Origin of the sequence: Mesorhizobium ciceri WSM4083, from assembly GCF_000519305.1 — a bacterium.
Lineage (GTDB): Bacteria > Pseudomonadota > Alphaproteobacteria > Rhizobiales > Rhizobiaceae > Mesorhizobium > Mesorhizobium ciceri_B.
In genome coordinates this window covers 537,817-553,688 of record NZ_JAFG01000006.1, presented here as the reverse complement: position 1 = coordinate 553,688, position 15,872 = coordinate 537,817, and the positions used below count along the sequence as shown (strand labels likewise).

The window sequence follows — 15,872 nt, the reverse complement described above, 5'->3', positions numbered from 1 at the left end:
TCGGATCGGAGAGAACATGCGCTACGACATCGTCATCATCGGTGGAGCCATCGTCGGCTCCTCGGTCGCCTATTACCTGCGTGAGCAAGGGTTTTCCGGCACGATCGCGCTGGTCGAGCGTGATCCGCAATTTGCGCATGCGGCAACGACGCTGTCCATGGCCTCTATCCGCCAGCAATTCTCGATCCCGGAAAACATCCGCCTATCGCAGTTCACGCTGAAACTGTTCCGGCGGCTGAAGGAAGAGTTCGGAGATGACGCCGATATCGGCTTTCGCGAGGGCGGCTACCTCATCCTTGCCGGCGAGGACGGCTTGCCGATCCTCAAGAGCAATCACGAGGCGCAGATCGCGGAGGGCGCCGACATCGTGCTCGAGGATGCCGACCAGCTTACGCGCCGGTTCCCGTGGCTGTCGACCGAGGGCATTTCAGCCGGCGCCTATGGCCGCACCGGCGAAGGCTGGTTCGACGCGCATGCGATGCTGACGCTGTTCCGCAAGGCGCTGCGGCAGAAGAAAGTCGATTTCATCGCCGCCGATGTCACCGGCATCGCGCGCGATGGCAACCGGGTCACCGGAGTGAGCCTCGGCAATGGCGAGACGCTGGAGGCTGGCATCGTCGTCAACGCCGCCGGCCCAAACGCCGGCAAGGTGGCTGCCATGGCCGGGCTTGAGCTGCCGGTCGAGCCGCGCAAGCGCAATGTCTTCGTCTTTGAGGCGCGCGAGAAATATGCCGATATGCCGCTGCTGGTCGATCCCTCCGGCATCTATGTCCGTCCGGAAGGCTCGGTCTATCTCACCGGCGGCGCCGAACCGGAGGAAGGCGACTGCGCACCCGATCCCGGCGACTTCGAAGTAAACTGGCCGCTGTTCGAAGAGGTGATCTGGCCGGTGCTGGCGACCCGCATTCCCGCCTTCGAGGCAATCAAGCCGACCCGCGCCTGGGCCGGCCACTATGACTACAACACGCTCGACCAGAACGCGGTGATCGGTCCGCATCCCGAAGTCGGCAATTTCATCTTCGCCAACGGATTCTCCGGCCACGGCCTGCAGCAGGCGCCGGCGGTGGGCAAGGCGCTGGCCGAGCTGATCGTGCATGGCGGCTACCGCACGGTGGATTGCTCGGCGTTTGGGTATGAGCGGGTGGCGGAGGGAAGGGCGTTTCGGGAATTGAATGTGATTTGAGCTGGCCCGCGTTCTAGATGATCATCGCATCAACCTCGAGAGCATTGCCGAGTCCGTGCCCTGCCGCCGTGTTGTCGAAAATGCACCAGGCCTCCGCGCCCGAAGCGGCCGCCGCATTCGCCTGCCGAGCGATCCGGTCGAGCGTTTCAGCATCGTAGTCCGAATAGTAGACGCGCGGCGCGCCATGCCAGCGGAAATAGGCGAGGCCGGGCCAGCCGCCCGGAACCGCCGCTGCAGGGACTGGAGCCGGGTCGGCGGCGACACGCGCAACCTGGCGAGAGGCCAGAAGCGCATCGGCCTTCGCATCGAACCAACTTGGGTGGCGCGGCTCGCAGACCAGCCCTGCCTGGGTTCGCAACCTCAGCATGTCGAAGAACGCGCCGGCGACGTCCGGCTCCAACGGCAGGCTCGGCGGAAGCTGCACCAAAAGCACGCTCAGTTTTTCGCCGAGACCTCCGACCTGCTGGAGAAAGGCCTCGGCGACCATCTCGCAGTCGGCGAGACGAAGGTCGTGCGTCATCGCCTTCGGTGTCTTGACGGCAAAGCGGAAATGCTCAGGGACGGAACCTGCCCAGCGCTCATAGGTCTCGCGGCGATGCGGCTTGTAGAAGGAGGTGTCGATCTCGACGATCGGCAGGCGCTGGGCGTAACGTTCGAGATGCGAGCCGGGTTGTGGGAAATCATCCCTGTATCGGGTCGGAATTCCCCAACCGGCCGTGCCAACGAAGCATCTCTGCTTTTCCATCCTCGCGATGTGGATCAAGCGGAACGCAGATCAAGACACTGCGTCATCGGCACGTGGGCTAGCCTCAGCCCTTGCGGTCGAACCAGAAGGCATCCGCCATGCGCTTCATGCCGATACGTTCGTAGAAGCCTACCGCATCGGGCATGGAGATCAGGCTGATGGCGACCGATGGTCCAAGCTGCCGCCGCGCCTCGTCCATCAGGCCCTTGCCTATGCCGAGCCCCTGCGCCGATCGGGAAACGGCGAGTTCGGAGATGTAGCAGACCCAGGAAAAGTCGGTGATCGCCCTGATCACGCCGATCAGCGGCTTGCCCTCGACGTCGAGGCGCGCGGTCAGCACCAGGTTGGCGCCCGACAGCATCGCCCGCAGCCGTGCTTCATCATCGACCGGCCGTGTCTCGCCGAGGCCGGATTCGACCAGCACGCGACGGAATTCGGCGATGTCGAGCGCGGCTTCGCTGTTATAGAGGACGTGTGCGTTTTCTGCCATGTCCGCCAGACTGCACCATCGGGCTGGCTTGTGCCACCGTGCACGAACAGTTGCCTTTTATTTGCCGCCGGCTTTGTGTAAACCGGGCCTCAGCAAATTCCCCCGCAACGAGATACGGGCAAAAGCCATGGAAAAGTTCACCAAGCTCACCGGCGTCGCCGCTCCGATGCCGATCGTCAATGTCGACACCGACATGATCATTCCGAAGGATTATCTGAAGACGATCAAGCGCACCGGGCTCGGCACCGGCCTGTTCGCCGAAATGCGCTACAAGGACGACGGTTCGGAAAATCCGGATTTCGTGCTCAACAAGCCGGCCTACCGCAAGGCGCAGATCCTGGTCGCCGGCGACAATTTCGGCTGCGGTTCCAGCCGCGAGCACGCACCATGGGCGCTGCTCGACTTCGGCATTCGCTGCGTCATCTCGACCTCGTTCGCCGACATTTTCTACAACAACTGCTTCAAGAACGGCATCCTGCCGATCACCGTCAGCCCCGAGGATCTCGAGAAGCTGATGGACGACGCCTCGCGCGGCTCCAATGCCACGGTGTCGGTCGACCTCGAAGCCAAGGAAATCCGTGGGCCCGACGGCGGTGTCGTCACCTTCGACCTCGACGATTTCAAGCGGCACTGCCTGCTCAACGGCCTCGACGACATCGGCCTGACCATGGAGAAGGCCGGCGCCATCGCGTCGTTCGAGAAGCGTAACGCCGAACAGCGCCCCTGGGCCTGAGTCGCAGGATCTGACCCGGCCGCCACAGGCCGGGTTCGTGGCGGCTGAACGGAGGGACAGTCATGACACGTTCGCTTCTTGCCGGCGTTTGCGGGCTGGCCTTATTGCTGGGGCAGGCCGTGAGCGCGCTTGCGCAGACACAGGCGCCCGCCACCCAGCCGGCCCCCGCGACGGACCAGCCGTCCGCCGATCAGGGGACGAACGCCGCCGACGCTGCCGATGACGACAAGCAGGCGCCCGTCCCTTTCGAAGGCGGCACGCTGACCATCACCCAGAAGGAACAGTATGGCGAGAAGGTGCTTGCCTATGACGGCCAGCAGCTGGCCAGCAATTATGACGTCTTCTTCGACAGGATAGTCGAGGTCGGCGGCGTCAAGGTGGCGCTGTTCGATGTCGGCGACGGCGGGAACCAATGCGGGCCGGCGACGGTGATCGTCTGGAAACCGGATGGCGGCACGATCCAGAGCACCACGGTCGAGCAGGACCAGTGCGGCGCGCCGCCCTCGGCGGTGTCCGACAACGCCATCTATTTCGTGCCCTATCTGTTGCCGGGAGATCAGAAGCCGGCTTTGCAATGGTCGCCGACCGATGGGCTGACGATTTCCGGCAATCTGAGCTACATGCCGGAACCCGGCACGGACTGGAAAGACATCGACCCGGAAAAGTACCAGAACATCATCGACGCCTTCCACAACGAGGCCGTCTACAAGGAAGCTGAAAAGCTGCTCGGCAAGGACATGCCCGACATGGCGACCAGCCTGCTGGTCGGCGGCGGCACGGAAAAGACCGCTTCGGGCGCCTTCTACGCCAGCGGCTGCGTGCCGCATGACTGCGGCGGCAATGACGGTTTCATGGCGGTCGACCCGGCCCAGCACAAGCTCTATTTTGCGCGCCGCGGCGACAATGGCCAGCCGCAGGCGTGGCCTGATGTGGCGACATGGCCGGCGGATGTGAAGGCGGCGCTGGACAAGGCGCAGGGGTCGGCGAACTAAGTATTTTGCGCGACGGCAGCCGCACCGTCGTCGTGTTGCGGAAAGGAATTGCCCGCCGCAATCCTTCACACCCCCCTCTGCCCCTGCCGGGCATCTCCCCGCAAGGGGAAATCGGCAGCTTCAGCGCTCCGCCCATCTCTGCAACGTTGGTCGTTGGCGAAACCATTCGTGACATCCGATCTCCCTCCTTGCGGGGGAGATGGCCGGCAGGCCAGAGGGGGGTGCTGTCCCGCCGGCATCGACGGTTTGCACCGCCAATCCATCCATGTTGGCCCATGGCCTGCCCTGCCCTTTCCCTGCAAAATGGCCACCACAATCCTGCGAGAACCTCCATGCGCACACTCATCTCCACCGGTTCGCCCTTCGAAAAGACCGCCGGCTATTCGCGCGCCGTGGTGCAGGGCGACTGGTGCTTCGTGTCCGGCACCACCGGCTACGACTATGCGACGATGACGATGCCGGAGACGGTGGAGGCGCAGACGCGCAATTGCCTGGCGACGATCGGCAAGGCGCTTCAGGAAGGCGGCTTTGAGATGGCTGACGTAGTGCGGGCGCATTACTACATCACCGACCAGGCCTTCGTGGACGTGGTCTTCCCGATCCTCGGCGAGACGTTCGGCGACATCAGGCCGGCAGCGACGATGATCGTCTGCCAGCTCAACAGACCGGAAATGAAGATCGAGATCGAAGTCACCGCGCTGCGGCGCACGGCATGAAAGGCCGACGATGAAAGTCCAGCGCATCGTTGCCAATATCGAGACATCGAATGTCGCCGCGGCGAAGCATTTCTACCAGGATGTCCTCGGCCTCGATGTGCTGATGGACCTTGGCTGGATCGCCACCTATGGCTCGCAAGCAAAGATGGATGTCCAGGTCAGTTTCATGGCGCAAGGCGGCTCCGAAACGCCGGTGCCGGATCTTTCGATCGAGGTCGATGATGTCGATGCGGCGCTCGATGCCATGAAAGCGGCGGGCTTCGCCATCGAATACGGACCGGCCGACGAGCCCTGGGGCGTGTGCCGCTTCTATGTCCGCGATCCGTTCGGCCGGCTGGTCAACATTCTCTCGCATCGGTAGGCAGGCCAGAGAGCTCTTCCGACGCCGGCGGGACAGCCCCCCCTCTGTCCTGCCGGACATCTCCCCCTCAAGGGGGGAGATTAGCGCTTCACCACACCGCCTCGCTTTCGGCATAGGAAATTGGCGAAAGCCGAGGTGATATCCAATCTCCCCCCTTGAGGGGAGATGGCCGGCAGGCAAGAGGGGGCGCCAAGGATCACAAACGAACGAGGTTGTCCCCGATCTCTGCGTTCCTCCTTGCGCGACGGGCGCTTGGCGTTTAGCAAAGCGCCGGTTCAAATCTTTCCAGGACGGTTTCTCCATGGCAACGAAGCATCTTTTCCTGCTCCCCGGTGACGGCATCGGTCCCGAGGCCATGGCCGAGGTCAAGAAACTGATCGCGGTCATGAACGACAAGCTGGGCAGCGGTTTTGCCACCGATGAGGGGCTGGTCGGCGGCTGCGCCTATGACGCGCATGGCGCGGCGATCTCCGATGCCGACATGGAAAAGGCGATGGCGGCCGACGCAGTGCTGTTCGGCGCCGTCGGCGGTCCGAAATGGGACGCGGTGCCCTACGAGGTGCGCCCTGAGGCCGGCCTGCTGCGCCTGCGCAAGGACATGGAGCTGTTCGCCAATCTGCGCCCGGCCATCTGCTATCCGGCGCTGGCGGCGTCCTCCTCGCTCAAGCAGGAGGTGGTCGAGGGTCTAGACATCCTCATCGTGCGCGAGCTGACCGGCGGCGTCTATTTCGGCGAGCCGAAGCAGATCATCGATCTCGGCAACGGCCAGAAGCGCGGCATCGACACGCAGGTCTACGACACGTTCGAGATCGAGCGCATTTCGGGCGTCGCCTTCGAACTGGCACGCACGCGCAAGAACCACGTCACTTCGATGGAAAAGCGCAATGTGATGAAGTCGGGCGTGCTGTGGAACGAGGTCGTCACCCAGACCCACAAGGCGCGCTATTCCGACGTCAAGCTCGACCACATGCTGGCCGATGCCGGCGGCATGCAGCTGGTGCGCTGGCCAAAGCAGTTCGACGTCATCGTCACCGACAATCTGTTCGGCGACATGCTGTCCGACATCGCCGCCATGCTGACCGGCTCGATCGGCATGCTGCCGTCGGCCTCGCTCGGCGCGCCTGACGTGAAGACCAAGAAGCGCAAGGCGCTGTACGAGCCGGTGCACGGCTCGGCCCCCGACATCGCCGGCAAGGGCATCGCCAACCCGATCGCCATGATCGCGTCCTTCGCCATGTGCCTGCGCTATTCCTTCGGCATGGTCGAGGAAGCCGACCGCGTCGAAAGCGCGATCGCCGCTGTGCTCGACGCGGGCCTGCGGACGAAAGACATCATGTCCGATGGCATGACCGAGGTCGGTACGGTCGAGATGGGCGACGCGATCATCGCCAAATTCCTGGGCTGATACCGTGACGGTCGACGTCCGCTGGGCGACGATCGAGGACGCCGGGGCACTCGCGGCCATATTGTGCGAGATGGCTGTTCACTACCGGCAGCCACCTCTCGATGCCGACCGGGCCCTGTCTGCCGCACGCAAATGGCTTGGCGAGGAAAGCCCGGCCTATCCGCATTTCGCGCTTGCCTTCGTCGATCGCGAGGTCAGCGGCCTGGCGTCGGTGGCGATCGCGCATCCCGGCATTGATCTCCAGCGGCTGCTGTTCCTCAAGGACCTGTTCGTGCGCGACAGAGCCCGCAACGCTGGTGTCGGCCGGGCGCTGATCGGCTTTCTCGCCGATCATTGCCTGCGCGAAGGCATCGGCCGCATCGACCTGACCACCGAGGACTGGAACGAAGGCGCGCTGCGATTCTACGACCGGCTTGGCGTCGAGCGCCACGGCCAGAAGGTCTTTCTCAGGCTTTCGGGTGAGGCGTTGAAAAGCGGCTAGATCCTGACGCCTGCCGGCACTGGTCCCCAAGGATTTTCGCCCACCTGGGACGGCAGAAGTCCGAAGACCAGCAAGGCAATGCTGCCAATGGGAGTGATGAAGCCCAGCAGTGCAAACCAGCCGCTCAGACCCGCGTCATGCACACGCCGCACGACGAGGGCAATCGACGGCAGGATCAATCCCGAAAAGAAAACCAGGAAGGGTATGAGCCCTATGGCCCTCATCGTCGTCCTGTCCGCATTGGTTTTGAAGCCATTGAACGCTAGGTCAACGAGTATTCCGAAGCCTAGAAGCGCCAATATCCCGAGGGTGTAGAATAGCCAGAAGGCCCAGAATTCCTTGCGGCGGGCGCGACCTTTGAAATTGCTATAGTCCGCAATTATCGCGCGCCAGAAGTAAGCCCACAGACCCATGGAATAGGCGGGCCTGCTCTCGGCCGAACGGCGTGGCTGGCCCGTGCTTGGCGATGGCGCTGTCGGGGTGACGGCGACTATATCGTGCGCCGTACCGTCATCCGGTTGAAACTCGACAAGGGTGCCCCTGGCGAGGGTCACTTCATGGCTCACATCGTCACGGGCAAAGATATAACGCTTGCTGTCGATTCCGTCGATGTAGCCGTAGTCCTGATCCTGATCGTAGTGGAATATCGTGCCACGCATGTTTCTCCCCCGCGTTGCGCAAATACTACCCAGGGTTGTTTGTGATTGCAATACACGTGGCGGCTAAATCCTGACACCCGCCGGCACCGGCCCCCACTGGTTTTCCCGGGCCTGCGTCGGGATCAGCGCGAAGACCAGGATGATCAGGCTGCCGATGGTCGGGATCAGGATCAGCAGGCTGAGCCAGCCTGACAGGCCGATGTCGTGGAGCCGGCGCACGATCATGCCGAGGCTAGGGAGCAGTGTCGCCAGCAGGAACGTGCCGCACAGCCCGACCGTTATCGCGCCCGAAATATCACTGTCGAAACCGCCCATATCCATATCGGTGTACAGGCCGATGCCGCCGATGATCAGCAGGCAAACCGTCCAGAACAGGCAGTAGCCCCAATATTCCTTGCGGCGGGCGCGGCCGGCGAAATTGAAGTAGTTCTGCGTCACGCCGCGCCAGAAATAGCCCCAGAGATCGCTGGGTTCGGCCGGCTCGGAGGAGCGGCCGAAATGCTGTGCCGGGGGCGGGGTTGCCGCGGCCTTGCTGCCGGCTTGAGCCGGTGCGGGGTTCGTGCCGGCGTCAGTGGCCGAAGTAGCGGTCTGGGCGCCGATCGAAAAGACGTCGTGAGCCTGGCCGCCGCCCGCCTGAAACTCGACGGCCGCGCCCTTCCGCATAGCGGTTTCCCGGCGCAGGTTTTCTCGGGTGAAGGTGTATTGGTTGCCGTCGGCTCCGGTGATGAAGCCGAAGCCCTGGACCTCGTCATAGTGAAGCACTTCGCCGCGCATTTGCCACCCCCGCTTGCCACGTCCCTGCCAAGGTGTGGCACATGGCCGAACCGATGGGCAAGACCGCATCGGGATGCGGCCGACGTCATTGCGGGTGGATCAGGCTCGTTGCCGGTCCTACGAAGGCCGCTTCTTCGCTTTCTTGTGCTTGGGCGCGCCGGCGGCGTCGAATTTCGGCTTGCCCGGCTTCGCCCAAGGCTTTGCTTCATGCGTGGCTGCCGGGCGCTGATCGGCCGAAGCCGGTGCACCTTTTTCGAATTTGCGCTTCGGCGCGTTGGGGTCGAACGGCGCCTTGCCGCGATGCGGTTTCTTGTCGGGGCTTGGCGGCTGATAGCCGGCGCGCGACAGATCGGGCTGGCCGTCGAGCCGCTTCACCAGGATGTTGCCTTGCAGTTTGCGATCGGGGCCGATCGCGGCCAGGAAGCGGTCGGCCCAATCGGCTGATATCTGCACGTAGGTCTCTTCCGGCTGCATCTTGATGGCGCCGATCTCGCACTTCGAGATGCTGCCGGTGCGGCACAGCATCGGGATCAGCCAGCGCGGCTCGGCATTCTGCCGCCGCCCGATCGATAGCGAGAACCAGACGCTGTCGCCGAAATCGTCGCGACGGCTGGGCGCCTCGTCGCGGCGCGCGAAATTTTCGCCTGCCGGTCTTTCACGCGACGGCGTGAAGGGCGCGATTTCCATGAGGTCCTCGGGGGCCGAGCGGCTGGCGCGGCACTGGCGCACGAAGGCAGCGGCCACTTGTTCGGCGCCATGTCTGGCGAGCAGTGCGTCGATGAAACCGCGCTCGTCTTCCTTCACCGGCTCGTCGAAAGCCGGATCGGCAAGGATGCGCTCGTCGTCGCGCCGCATCACGTCGTCGGCCGAGGGCGGGCTCGCCCATGTTGCCTTGAGGCCGGCGTTCTGCAGCAGCCGCTCGGTGCGCTTGCGGGCACTGTTGGGCACGATCAGCGCGCTGACGCCCTTGCGCCCGGCGCGGCCGGTGCGGCCGCTGCGGTGCAGCAGCGTTTCCGGGTTGGTCGGCAGGTCGGCGTGGATGACCAGCTCGAGATTGGGCAAGTCGATGCCGCGCGCCGCGACATCGGTGGCGATGCAGACTTTTGCGCGGCCGTCGCGCATCGCCTGCAGCGCATGGCTGCGCTCGTTCTGGCTGAGCTCGCCCGACAGGGCGACGACGGAGAAGTTGCGGTTGTTGAAGCGCGCGGTCAGATGATTGACGGCGGCACGCGTGTTGCAGAACACCAGCGCGTTCTTGGCTTCGTAATAGCGCAGCACATTGATGATGGCGTTCTCGCGGTCGGGCTGGGCGACGCTCAGCGCCCGGTATTCGATGTCGAGATGCTGCTTCTCCTCGCCGGCGGCCGAAATGCGCACGGCATCGCGCTGGTAGCCCTGCGCCAGCGTGGCGATCGAGCGCGGCACCGTGGCCGAGAACATCAGCGTGCGGCGCTCGGCGGGCGCTGCGTCGAGGATGAATTCGAGGTCTTCGCGAAAGCCGAGATCGAGCATCTCGTCGGCCTCGTCGAGCACCACCGCCTTCAACGCCGACATGTCGAGCGAGCGCCGGGTGATGTGGTCGCGCAGCCGGCCGGGCGTGCCGACGACGATATGGGCGCCGCGCTCCAGCACACGCCGCTCCGAGCGCATGTCCATGCCGCCGACGCAGGAAGCCACGGTTGCGCCGGTCAGCTCGTAGAGCCATTCCAGCTCGCGCGTCACCTGCAAGGCGAGTTCGCGCGTCGGCGCCACCGCCAGCGCCAGCGGTGCGGCGGCGTGGCCGAAGCGCTCCGCGCCCTCAAGCAGGGTCGGCGCCAGAGCGAGGCCGAAGGCCACCGTTTTGCCGGAGCCGGTCTGCGCCGAAACCAGCGCATCGGCCTCGCCGAGTTCCGGCGCCACAACCGCCTTCTGGACGGACGTCAGCTCGGAATAGCCGCGTTTCTCCAGCGCCCTGGCAAGCGCTGGAACAAGTGCTTCGAAGTTGGACATCTCACTCTTTCGGAATTTTAGGGTCCGCGCTCATCACGGAGCACATGCCGGGGCGGGCCTAGCGCCAGCCAAACAATCTTGGCCGTTCGTACTTCGCGCAGCCGCGATTGTACAGGGCGCGCGCAAAACCAGGCGCCGCTCGGCAATTGACTCTTGACGCAAACCGCGTAAAAGCCGGCACCGAACGGGACAGTTTCGATGCGCGGCCTTTTGATGGCTCTTCTTGCATTCGATGCCCCCAGCCTCAATGCACATCATTGGGCCGGGCGCGTCGGCGCGTCTCCTCGTTCCAGCAAAACTGCATTCTTGGCCAAGAAGACCGGCAAAACCACCACCAAAACGGTGTGATTCCCTTGGCCTAACCACCCTCTCCCGGGTTCGGCCCGGGGGACGGAACCCGCACCGGCCAGCGGGTTTCTCCAAAAACCAAGCGGAGAGGGACAGGAGATTTTTCGATGAGTTTCAAGGTAGCGATCGTCGGCGCCACGGGCAATGTGGGCCGGGAAATGCTCAACATACTGGAAGAGCGCGGCTTTCCGGTAAGCGAAGTCGTGGCGCTGGCGTCGCGGCGCAGCCAGGGCACGGAAGTGTCGTTCGGCGACCGCACGCTGAAGGTGAAGACGCTCGACCAGTATGATTTTTCCGACACCGACATCTGCATCATGTCGGCCGGCGGCAGCGTCTCCAAGGAATGGTCGCCGAAGATCGGCAAGCAGGGCTGCGTCGTCATCGATAATTCGTCGGCCTTCCGCTACGACCAGGACGTGCCGCTGATCGTGCCGGAAGTGAACCCGGACGCGATCTCGCTGTTCACGCGCAAGAACATCATCGCCAACCCGAACTGCTCGACGGCGCAGTTGGTGGTGGCGCTGAAGCCGCTGCACGACTTCGCCACCATCAAGCGCGTCGTCGTCGCCACCTACCAGTCGGTGTCGGGCGCCGGCAAGGAAGGTATGGACGAACTCTTTACCCAGACCCGCGCGGTCTTCGTCGCCGATGGCGTCGAGGTCAAGAAGTTCACCAAGCGCATCGCCTTCAACGTCATCCCGCACATCGACGTCTTCCTCGACGACGGCTCCACCAAGGAAGAGTGGAAGATGGTCGCGGAGACCAAGAAGATGCTCGACCCCAAGATCAAGCTGACGGCGACTTGCGTGCGCGTGCCGGTGTTCATCGGCCACTCGGAAGCGGTCAACATCGAGTTCGAAAAGCCGATCACCGCCGACGAGGCGCGGGATATCCTGCGTGAAGCCCCGGGCTGCCAGGTCTTGGACAAGCGCGAGGACGGCGGCTACATCACGCCGCTGGAATCGGCCGGCGAAGACGCCACCTTCATCTCGCGCATCCGCGAGGATTCGACCATCGACAATGGCCTGTCGATGTGGATCGTCTCCGACAATCTGCGCAAGGGCGCGGCGCTGAACGCGGTGCAGATCGCCGAGTTGCTGGTCGAGCGCGGCCTGATCCAGCCGAAGAAGAAGGCGGCCTGACGGCCGTTTAGTTTTCGCTCACGGGCCGTATCGCCGCTGCCGCGGCGAGCCCTCCGCGGGGGCGCCGAACGATCGGCGGCCCGCGGGCTCGGCCTTTGGCCGGGATACTTCTTGCTTTTCCCCTTGTCGGATACGGAGGACGGGTCAGTCGCGCGGCACCTGACGGCCTTGCCCGGCTTCCCAGATAGTCCTCAAGCGCTCCACCAGTGATGAAAACAGCCGGGGCGGCAACAGGCCGTAGTCATAGCGGTCGGTGGAGCGCGGCACCGGACGAAGGTCGTAGCCTGGCCACGCGAAGCGATTGCCTTCGTGGAGCATCACCCATGAACGCTCGCCGTCCATTCCCAAATGACGCTTGACGGCTGGCGGCAGCTCGATCGCCAGCGACGGATCGGCCGGCGGTACATGCGTGACAGGCACCACCGTCACGATCAGACCATCGGCGCCGCGTTCGACGGCTAGCACGATCACGCAAGGGCGATCTTTCCGCCCTTCGTCCTGTCCGGCTTGATGTTCATGATGCCACAGATATGCATAGGAGATGACGAGGCCGAGCTGTGGGTCGGGAAGCGGCATGCCTTACTTGGTATCCATCAAGGCATTGAGATGATCGTGTTCTGATGACATGCGGCCGCCGGCGATAGCTTCCACTTCCTCGCGCTGCAGATCCCTGGTCGCAAATGACTGCCGGGCCAGGTTCTTGTAGTGTTGCAGCTCTTCATACTCGACAGCTGAAACGAAATAGCCGGTTGGCCGCCCGTGACTCATCACTGCGACCGGCTCACGCTGCACGATCTCTCGGTAACGCCCGAAATTACGGGTGAATTCTGTGGTGGGAACTTCACGCATGATGGGGTCATCCTAATTCGCGTAATTTACGCATTTACCACAATTTACGCGATTTTTGGGGTCCTGTCAAAATTCAGCCGGCGCTGTCCCTAGCCAGTTGGCGTAGCAGCTCCAGCGCTTTCTCTGCCCTGTCGGCCGGCACGAACAGATGATCGTGGTAGAAGGCCGAAACCGGGTTCACGCCCATGCCGGCGGCGGCCAGGCGCGTGGTGATGGCGGCGAGGAAGCCGACGGCTTCCAGCGACGAATGGATGTTCAGCGTCAGCATCCGGCAGCGGAACGAAGCGGTCAGTGCAGCAGTGCTGGCCGCCTCCTCGGTCACGATCAGTGTCACGCCCTCGCGCTCGCGAAACATCATCACCGGCTCAACGCCTTCCGGCTGAGCGACGCCAGGCGCCAGCGTGGCGAAGACATAGGTGCCGGCCAGCAGTTCCGGCGTCATCGATGCCAGCAGTGTCTTCAGATCGGTCTCGCCGGTCATTCGTTTTCTCTCGCTTGCAGAAATGGGCCGCAGCCCACGTGCTCTTCAATATCCGCGACCGGCGCATGCCGATAGTCCAGGCGCTGCAAGGACGACATGGCGATGTCGCTGGCGGCTGGGCTTGCAGAGCTGTCGCATCGCACAATAGAGGAGCTGAGGGCCGATGCCGGCCCGTGAAAGGCCTTCGATGATCGTTCGCCCGCGCCCCACATTCCTGCAGCTGTTCTTCATCATGCGCGGTTCGGTCGTGCCACGCATCCTGCCGCAGATATTGGGCTTCGCGCTTTATTCCGCGATCATCCTGGCCGTGGCGCGCCGGTTCCAGCTTGATTTCAGCGTCTTCAACATCACGCCTTTCGGCCTGGTCGGCGTGACATTGTCGATCTATCTCTCGTTCCGCAACAACGCTGCCTACGACCGTTGGTGGGAGGCGCGCAAGCTGTGGGGCGCGCTGGTCTTCGAAATGCGCAACCTGGCCCGCGCCACCACTAGCCTCATCCCGGACCAGACCGAACAGCGCGCCTTGCTGATGGAAGCGCTCGCCTTCTGTCATTTCCTGCGCGGGCAGTTGCGCAAGATCGACAGCCTGAAGGATGCCCGCGCCTTCATCGACGCCGAGGCGGACAAGGCCGCAGCCTTTTCCAATCCGGCGGATGAGATGGTCAGGCGCATGGGCCGGCGTGCCAATGCCCAGCGCCGGGCGGGCGACGTCGACACGATCGGCTTTCGTATCCTCGATGAGAGGCTCGCGTCGATCGCCGCCATCCAGGCCGGCTGCGAGCGGATCGCCGGCACGCCGTTACCCTTCGCTTACACGCTGCTGGTGCATCGCACGGCCTATATCGTCTGCCTGCTGCTGCCGATCGGCCTGATCTCGACCACCGGTTGGGCGACGCCGCTGTTCACGGCGTTGATCGCCTATACCTTCTTCGGCCTCGACGCGCTGTCGGAAGAGCTCGAGGATCCGTTCGGCACCGAGGCCAACGACCTTGCACTCGACGGCCTCTGCCGCGTCTGCGAAATCTCGGTGTTCGAGGCGCTGGGCGAAACGCCGCCGAAGATGATCCCGGCGGAAAAGTTCTATTTCTCGTAGGCGAAGACGTGCGGGCTTAACAAGAATCCGGACCCCTGTCGGATCGCCGCTCCATGCCGCGTCCTTGGTTCGACCCCAGCGAAAAGGGCTCGAACCATCAGGAGGGACCATCATGAGCATTTTCGAAACCGCGCCCGTATCGCCGGGCGCTCTGTGGACCGGCCGCGCGCTCAGCGGCGTCATCGTGCTGTTCATGATCTTCGACGGCGCCATCAAGCTGCCGCCGCTCGATATCGTCACCCAGACGATGGTGCCGCTCGGCTGGCCGGCCGATGCCAATGTCGCGCGCATGCTTGGCGTCATCGGCCTGATCTCGACCGCTCTCTATGCGCTGCCGCGCACCTCGGTGCTCGGCGCCATCCTGCTCACCGCCTATATGGGCGGCGCCATCGCCACCAATGTCCGCGTCGACAACCCGCTGTTCTCGCACATTTTGTTCGGCGTCTATCTCGGCATTATTCTGTGGGGCGGCCTGTATCTGCGCGATGCCCGCGTCCGCGCGCTGATCCCGTTCAGCCGTTAGATCCCGATCGAAGCATCGCTTTCAACTCGAAGCCTGAACCCTTTGCCGGGCAATGTCTCAGGGATCGAATCGCCGAGTTGCGAGTTAGAGATTCGCCTGGCGGCGGAGGCGGCTCCTATCGGAGAGGAACGACGATGAAGAAAACGATGCTTTTGATGGCGCTGCTGGTGCCGCTCGCCGCTTGTTCGCAAACGGAAAAAGGCGCGGCCGTAGGCGGTCTCGGTGGTGCTGCCGTCGGTGCGGCGGTCGCCGGCGATCCGGTTGAAGGCGCCGTCGTCGGCGGCGCTGTCGGCGCCGTTGCCGGCGCGCTGATCGGCCGGGCGAGCGAGCGTGGCGAATGCCGCTACCGTGATCGCCGTGGCCGCGTCTACGTCGACCGCTGCCCGGACGGTTATTGATCGGCAGCTCTTACAGACAGAACTGGACAGCAAAACGGCGGGCCATGCCCGCCGTTTTCCTGGATGCGAATAGAGCAATTATTCGGCGGTGGCGGCTTCCGCCTCGGCCGGTGCAGCGGCGGCGGCCGCAACAGCAGCAGCGGCGTCTTCCTGCGCCTTCTTCAGAAGGGCAGCGCGTTCCTGCGCCTTCTTGCCCGGCTCGGCCTTCTTCGGGTTGGAGCGGGCGTCGCGCTTGACGAGGCCGGCCTCGTCGAGAAAGCGCAGCACGCGGTCGGTCGGCTGGGCGCCATGCGCCAGCCAATGCTTGACGCGGTCGGCGTCGACCTTGACGCGTTCGCCGTCCTTGGGCAGCAGCGGGTTCCACGAGCCGATCGACTCGATGAACCGGCCGTCACGCGGCGAACGGGCGTCGGCAATGACGACGTGGTAGTAAGGACGCTTCTTCGAGCCCGCACGGGCCAGTCGGATCTTCAAGGGCATTTCTTTTCTCCTAAAAACTAAGTTCGTTGA

21 protein-coding genes are annotated in these 15,872 nt (G+C 63.8%); 12 read left to right on the top strand and 9 right to left on the bottom strand.

Features of this window, described 5'->3' with window-relative positions; genetic code table 11:
* Positions 1-16 precede the first annotated feature (16 nt).
* The gene (locus MESCI2_RS0116155) at positions 17-1,183 is read left to right on the top strand and encodes an NAD(P)/FAD-dependent oxidoreductase (RefSeq protein WP_027037494.1); all 1,167 of its coding nucleotides are present in this window, start codon (positions 17-19) and stop codon (positions 1,181-1,183) included.
* Positions 1,184-1,196: 13 nt separating this feature from the next.
* On the opposite strand, the gene MESCI2_RS0116150 is transcribed toward MESCI2_RS0116155, so the two are convergent.
* A complete protein-coding gene (locus MESCI2_RS0116150) occupies positions 1,197-1,928 on the bottom strand; it encodes a DUF72 domain-containing protein (RefSeq protein ID WP_032900834.1) in 732 nt (243 codons plus the stop codon).
* A 64-nt stretch (positions 1,929-1,992) separates the two neighbouring features.
* The gene (locus MESCI2_RS0116145) at positions 1,993-2,418 is read right to left on the bottom strand and encodes a GNAT family N-acetyltransferase (protein ID WP_023810899.1); all 426 of its coding nucleotides are present in this window, start codon (positions 2,416-2,418) and stop codon (positions 1,993-1,995) included.
* Between the two features lie 127 nt (positions 2,419-2,545).
* Between MESCI2_RS0116145 and leuD the strand changes: the two genes are divergently transcribed.
* The 6 genes from leuD (at position 2,546) to MESCI2_RS0116115 (ending at position 7,106) form a co-directional block, all read left to right on the top strand.
* Positions 2,546-3,151 carry a 3-isopropylmalate dehydratase small subunit gene (leuD, locus tag MESCI2_RS0116140; RefSeq protein WP_023810900.1) on the top strand — a complete coding sequence of 202 codons (606 nt, stop codon included), beginning with the start codon at positions 2,546-2,548 and terminating at the stop codon, positions 3,149-3,151.
* A gap of 62 nt (positions 3,152-3,213) precedes the next feature.
* On the top strand, positions 3,214-4,143 hold the full coding sequence (locus tag MESCI2_RS0116135) for a hypothetical protein (RefSeq protein ID WP_027037492.1): 930 nt from the start codon (positions 3,214-3,216) through the stop codon (positions 4,141-4,143).
* Between the two features lie 332 nt (positions 4,144-4,475).
* Positions 4,476-4,859, top strand: a complete 384-nt coding sequence (locus tag MESCI2_RS0116130; RefSeq protein WP_027037491.1) for a RidA family protein — start codon at positions 4,476-4,478, stop codon at positions 4,857-4,859.
* Between the two features lie 10 nt (positions 4,860-4,869).
* Positions 4,870-5,220: a VOC family protein gene (locus tag MESCI2_RS0116125; protein WP_027037490.1), complete on the top strand. Its 351-nt coding sequence runs from the start codon at positions 4,870-4,872 to the stop codon at positions 5,218-5,220.
* A gap of 301 nt (positions 5,221-5,521) precedes the next feature.
* The gene (gene leuB / locus MESCI2_RS0116120) at positions 5,522-6,625 is read left to right on the top strand and encodes a 3-isopropylmalate dehydrogenase (protein ID WP_023814440.1); all 1,104 of its coding nucleotides are present in this window, start codon (positions 5,522-5,524) and stop codon (positions 6,623-6,625) included.
* A 4-nt stretch (positions 6,626-6,629) separates the two neighbouring features.
* Positions 6,630-7,106, top strand: coding sequence for a GNAT family N-acetyltransferase (locus tag MESCI2_RS0116115; protein ID WP_027037489.1), 477 nt, complete (start codon positions 6,630-6,632; stop codon positions 7,104-7,106).
* On the opposite strand, the gene MESCI2_RS0116110 is transcribed toward MESCI2_RS0116115, so the two are convergent.
* The 3 genes from MESCI2_RS0116110 to MESCI2_RS0116100 all read right to left on the bottom strand — a co-directional run bounded on the left by MESCI2_RS0116110 (position 7,103) and on the right by MESCI2_RS0116100 (position 10,528).
* The gene (locus MESCI2_RS0116110) at positions 7,103-7,765 is read right to left on the bottom strand and encodes a DUF805 domain-containing protein (RefSeq protein ID WP_023814442.1); all 663 of its coding nucleotides are present in this window, start codon (positions 7,763-7,765) and stop codon (positions 7,103-7,105) included. The two genes, MESCI2_RS0116115 and MESCI2_RS0116110, sit on opposite strands and share 4 nt — an antisense overlap.
* Positions 7,766-7,828: 63 nt before the next feature.
* Positions 7,829-8,539 (bottom strand): DUF805 domain-containing protein, encoded by a 711-nt coding sequence (locus tag MESCI2_RS0116105; protein WP_027037488.1) that lies wholly within the window; start codon positions 8,537-8,539, stop codon positions 7,829-7,831.
* Positions 8,540-8,656: 117 nt separating this feature from the next.
* On the bottom strand, positions 8,657-10,528 hold the full coding sequence (locus MESCI2_RS0116100; RefSeq protein WP_027037487.1) for a DEAD/DEAH box helicase: 1,872 nt from the start codon (positions 10,526-10,528) through the stop codon (positions 8,657-8,659).
* A gap of 198 nt (positions 10,529-10,726) precedes the next feature.
* Between MESCI2_RS0116100 and MESCI2_RS1000000138470 the strand changes: the two genes are divergently transcribed.
* Together MESCI2_RS1000000138470 and MESCI2_RS0116090 are read left to right on the top strand one after the other, a co-directional pair.
* On the top strand, positions 10,727-10,876 hold the full coding sequence (locus MESCI2_RS1000000138470) for a hypothetical protein (protein WP_197031549.1): 150 nt from the start codon (positions 10,727-10,729) through the stop codon (positions 10,874-10,876).
* A 107-nt stretch (positions 10,877-10,983) separates the two neighbouring features.
* On the top strand, positions 10,984-12,018 hold the full coding sequence (locus MESCI2_RS0116090; RefSeq protein WP_023814446.1) for an aspartate-semialdehyde dehydrogenase: 1,035 nt from the start codon (positions 10,984-10,986) through the stop codon (positions 12,016-12,018).
* Between the two features lie 144 nt (positions 12,019-12,162).
* Here MESCI2_RS0116090 and MESCI2_RS0116085 read toward each other — a convergent pair whose 3' ends face one another.
* The 3 genes from MESCI2_RS0116085 to MESCI2_RS0116075 all read right to left on the bottom strand — a co-directional run bounded on the left by MESCI2_RS0116085 (position 12,163) and on the right by MESCI2_RS0116075 (position 13,348).
* The gene (locus tag MESCI2_RS0116085) at positions 12,163-12,594 is read right to left on the bottom strand and encodes a type II toxin-antitoxin system PemK/MazF family toxin (RefSeq protein WP_027037486.1); all 432 of its coding nucleotides are present in this window, start codon (positions 12,592-12,594) and stop codon (positions 12,163-12,165) included.
* A gap of 3 nt (positions 12,595-12,597) precedes the next feature.
* On the bottom strand, positions 12,598-12,867 hold the full coding sequence (locus MESCI2_RS0116080) for a type II toxin-antitoxin system prevent-host-death family antitoxin (RefSeq protein ID WP_024504036.1): 270 nt from the start codon (positions 12,865-12,867) through the stop codon (positions 12,598-12,600).
* Positions 12,868-12,940: 73 nt separating this feature from the next.
* Positions 12,941-13,348 (bottom strand): ACT domain-containing protein, encoded by a 408-nt coding sequence (locus tag MESCI2_RS0116075; RefSeq protein WP_027037485.1) that lies wholly within the window; start codon positions 13,346-13,348, stop codon positions 12,941-12,943.
* Between the two features lie 163 nt (positions 13,349-13,511).
* Between MESCI2_RS0116075 and MESCI2_RS0116070 the strand changes: the two genes are divergently transcribed.
* From MESCI2_RS0116070 to MESCI2_RS0116060, 3 genes are all read left to right on the top strand, one after another.
* On the top strand, positions 13,512-14,441 hold the full coding sequence (locus MESCI2_RS0116070) for a bestrophin family protein (RefSeq protein ID WP_245270350.1): 930 nt from the start codon (positions 13,512-13,514) through the stop codon (positions 14,439-14,441).
* A 112-nt stretch (positions 14,442-14,553) separates the two neighbouring features.
* Entirely contained in the window at positions 14,554-14,964 is a 411-nt protein-coding gene (locus tag MESCI2_RS0116065) for a DoxX family protein (RefSeq protein WP_027037483.1), read from the top strand.
* A gap of 134 nt (positions 14,965-15,098) precedes the next feature.
* Entirely contained in the window at positions 15,099-15,362 is a 264-nt protein-coding gene (locus MESCI2_RS0116060; protein WP_027037482.1) for a YMGG-like glycine zipper-containing protein, read from the top strand.
* A 78-nt stretch (positions 15,363-15,440) separates the two neighbouring features.
* Here MESCI2_RS0116060 and rpsP read toward each other — a convergent pair whose 3' ends face one another.
* Entirely contained in the window at positions 15,441-15,842 is a 402-nt protein-coding gene (rpsP, locus tag MESCI2_RS0116055; protein ID WP_013528800.1) for a 30S ribosomal protein S16, read from the bottom strand.
* Positions 15,843-15,872: the final 30 nt, after the last annotated feature.